Origin of the sequence: Frateuria sp. Soil773, from assembly GCF_001428405.1 — a bacterium.
Lineage (GTDB): Bacteria > Pseudomonadota > Gammaproteobacteria > Xanthomonadales > Rhodanobacteraceae > LMSL01.
Map to the genome: position 1 here is coordinate 1 of NZ_LMSL01000021.1, position 1,048 is coordinate 1,048.

1 pseudogene is annotated in these 1,048 nt (G+C 74.3%); it reads left to right on the forward strand.

The features are described from left to right. Positions 1–1,048: pseudogene (locus ASG87_RS08885) on the forward strand (cell surface protein); the annotation flags it as partial.

A 1,048-nucleotide genomic window follows, 5' to 3' on the forward strand; every position in this document is an offset into this window, starting at 1 on the left:
CAGCGACGGCGTGGTGCACGCCGCCAACACCCGCCAGATCGCCAACGTCGCCGCCGGCACCGAAGGCACCGACGCGGTGAACCTCGACCAGCTCAACGCCGTCGCCGGCACCGCCAGCCACTACCTGGCCGCCACCGGCAACGGCGACGGCAGCGACGACGCGCAGGCCCTGGGCGAGTATGGCACCGCGGTCGGCTCCGGCAGCTTCGCGATGGGCAACCAGTCCTCCGCGTTCGGCTCCAGCGCCAGCGCCCTCGGCGAGTTCGCCACCGCCGCCGGCTACGGCAGCGTGGCACAGGGCGACCACAGCGCCGCGTTCGGCGACAACGCGCAAGCCACCGGCGCCAGCAGCATCGCCATCGGCCAGGACAGCAACTCGCAGGCCGGCGCCGGCGTCGCGCTGGGCGCGGCCAGCCAGACGCAGGGCTGGGGCGCGGTCGCCGTCGGCGGGCAATCGGCCGCCAGCGGCATGGGCGCCACCGCCATCGGCATGTTCGCCTCGGCCGACGGCTTCCAGAACGCGACGGCAGTCGGCCTGGCCGCGACGGCCGGCGGCTGGAACAGCGTCGCGCTCGGCGGCGGCTCGTGGGGCAACGGCATGTTCGCCACCTCGGTCGGCGCGGAAAGCCAGGCGCTCGACTTCGGCGTCGCGCTCGGCCAGGGCACCTACGCCGATGCCGGCGGCACCGCGCTGGGCACGCAAAGTTCGGCGGGCAGCGGCGGCGTGGCGGTCGGCGGCACGGCGAGCGCCTGGGGCGACCACGCCCTCGCACTGGGCAGCAATGCGCTCGCCGGCATGGACGCCAGCAGCGTCACCAAGGGCGATTTCACCACCGCCGTCGGCGGCGAAGCCTGGGCCACCGAGGACGGCGCCAGCGTGCTCGGCTACAACAGCTACGCGCAGGCGGTGAACTCCACCGTGCTCGGCTCCAATGCCTGGGTCACCAAGGACGCGGCCAACAGTGTCTCGCTCGGCAGCGAATCACTGGCCGACCGCGCCAACACCGTCTCCGTCGGCGCCGCCCACGAGTGGACCAGCAGCGACGGC